The sequence below is a fragment of the Bradyrhizobium sp. Arg237L genome (genome assembly GCF_029990105.1).
Taxonomy (GTDB): domain Bacteria; phylum Pseudomonadota; class Alphaproteobacteria; order Rhizobiales; family Xanthobacteraceae; genus Bradyrhizobium.
Genome location: NZ_JAQMIL010000167.1, coordinates 1 through 2,228, shown reverse-complemented (window position 1 = coordinate 2,228; position 2,228 = coordinate 1). Strand labels below are relative to the sequence as shown.

The 2,228-nt window shown below is 61.2% G+C and carries 1 protein-coding gene and 1 pseudogene; both read right to left on the bottom strand.

Annotated elements, in window-relative coordinates:
* Positions 1-383 precede the first annotated feature (383 nt).
* Positions 384-1,119: pseudogene (locus OZ411_RS42740) on the bottom strand (transposase); the annotation flags it as partial.
* A 693-nt stretch (positions 1,120-1,812) separates the two neighbouring features.
* Positions 1,813-2,228, bottom strand: a 416-nt coding sequence (locus tag OZ411_RS42735) for an SDR family oxidoreductase (RefSeq protein WP_282532766.1), incomplete at its 5' end; no start/stop codon positions are given.

Genomic DNA, 2,228 nt, shown 5'->3' with positions numbered 1-2,228 from the left:
GTTCAGCGAACCGGTCTGATCAATTCACTCGCCATCCTGGGCGGACTTCACCACCACTACGTCCGCGTTTAGGTTTTCGATACACACCAAGGTCGCCTCGGTTGGCGGCCTTTTTCTTTGCGAGAATGCTTTTCATGGCGGTGAGTATCTCGATCATCTTGTCGGCCTGTTCTTGGTCGGTCAGATCGAATGATCCGCTAATATGGCCCGGTCCCAAATGCGATCTTGGAGGGATCATTGACCGTCGGAGGTCACTCTCCCGTATGAATTGTCGCCGTCGGAACGTTTCGTAACTGGCCAATTTCGCATTTGCGAATGGCCTATTCGTACGCATCCGGCGACGGCCCCTGGTCAGGTCGCTTTGGGCGGATAGCCGATTGCGCTCAGACGGCGTGAGCGACGGTCTGAGGGCGCCAATTCCAAGGCAGGAGTTCGTGAATGCGCTTGGCGGGATGATCCGGCAGGCGGGCCAGCACATCGGCGAGCCAGGCCTGTGGATCGATGTCGCTGAGCTTGGCGGTGGCGATGAGGGTGTAGATCGCGGGCCGCACGCCGGCCGCCGTCATCCGAGCCGGCGAAGGTCCAATTTCTTCTGCCCACGGCGACAGCCCGTAGCTCGCGTTCGGCGGCGTTGTTAGACATGCACAGGCGTCCGTCATCATCGGCCTGCATGAGTCCGGCATAGCCCGCCAAATGCTGCTCTGGATGCTCACCGCCACGATCCGGCGAGTAGAAGAACACGGCCGCCGGCGGATCTGGCCCAGCAAACGGGCGGTCGTCGCGCACATAGGTCCAGAGCCGGCCGGTTCGGGTCTTGCCCTTGGTCAGGACCGGCACTGTGGTGTCGTCCGCGTGGATGTGTTCGGCCGCAAAGACATGGCTCCGGATCGCGTCAACCAGCGGCATCAGGGTTGCGGCGGAGCCGCGCACCCAATCTGCCAGCGTCGAGACATCGAGGTCGTTGCCTTCACGCTGGTAGACGTCGCTCTGACGATTGAGCGGCAAGTGCAGGCCGTACTTGGCGAACAGGACATGGGCCAGCAGCTTGGGCCCTGCACGCCCGCGCGCAATCGGATGCGAGGGAGCCGGCGGCTGAGTGATCGCTTCGCAGGCCCGGCAGCCCTTACACGCCGCCAGCACTTAAGATCGGCGCCCGGTGAATTCGCGGTCGCCTTCGTTCACGACGGGAGACATTCTCGCGTTTCTCGGTACCGATTCGTTGTGCGATGTACGGCCACTCGGAGCTTCTGGCCGTTGTCTGGGCCTGCGCCGCAGACAACTTTCGGGCTCATCCCGCTCTTTGCCACCTAGTTGTTTCGTTGCGCGGTCCAGTATCCCGAGCAGCGCCCACTTCCTGAGTGGCCGCTCCAGATCCCGCGGCCGGTGTCTCGCGTTAGCCTCCCCGAACCTGATGCGTATTTGTCGTGGACCGTTACCGACGCGCGAACCGCGCCCGATCGTCCGACATACCCGCTAAACTTCACCAGATTGGGATGCGTCACAACGCCGTCGTTGATGTTCACTGAGAAATTGTAGGTCGGATCGCAGCTTCCGCGTTGCGTAACGAAGACGAGATTCCAGGGTCCGTCGTAAGAGGTTCGGGCTTCGGCAGCCGACGCCAGGGTAAGGCAAGCACAGCCAATGACATTCGCGATTAGTCGCTTGTTCATGATTTTCTCTCCAGAGGAATTGGTTGAGTTCGGCGAGGCAGCAGTCGTAGGGTTGGGTATTGCTGTCTTCTCATGGTTTATCGTAACGGTCCGTCGACCATCTTCTTCACCGTGTGTTTCAGCGACTGCATTTCGGCGGGCTCTACGCGGCCGTCCAGCCGCCGTCGATCGAGAGGTTGGCACCAGTGATTTGCGCGGCGTCCTGGCTGCACAGGAACAGCGCGAGCGAAGCTACCTGCTCGACCGTGACGAATTCCTTCGTCGGCTGGGCGGCGAGCAGGACGTCGTTGATCACCTGATCCCTATCCATGTTGCGCGCCTTCATCGTGTTCGGGATCTGCTTCTCCACCAGCGGCGTCCAGACGTAGCCGGGGCTGATGCAGTTACAGGTGATCTTCGACCGGGCGAGTTCCAGCGCTACCGTCTTCGTGAGTCCCACGATGCCATGCTTCGCGGCGACGTAAGCCGACTTGAAGGGAGACGCGACCAGCGAATGCGCCGAGGCCGTGGTGATGATTCGGCCCCAGCCTCGTTGCTTCATGCCGGGAGTAACGGCAC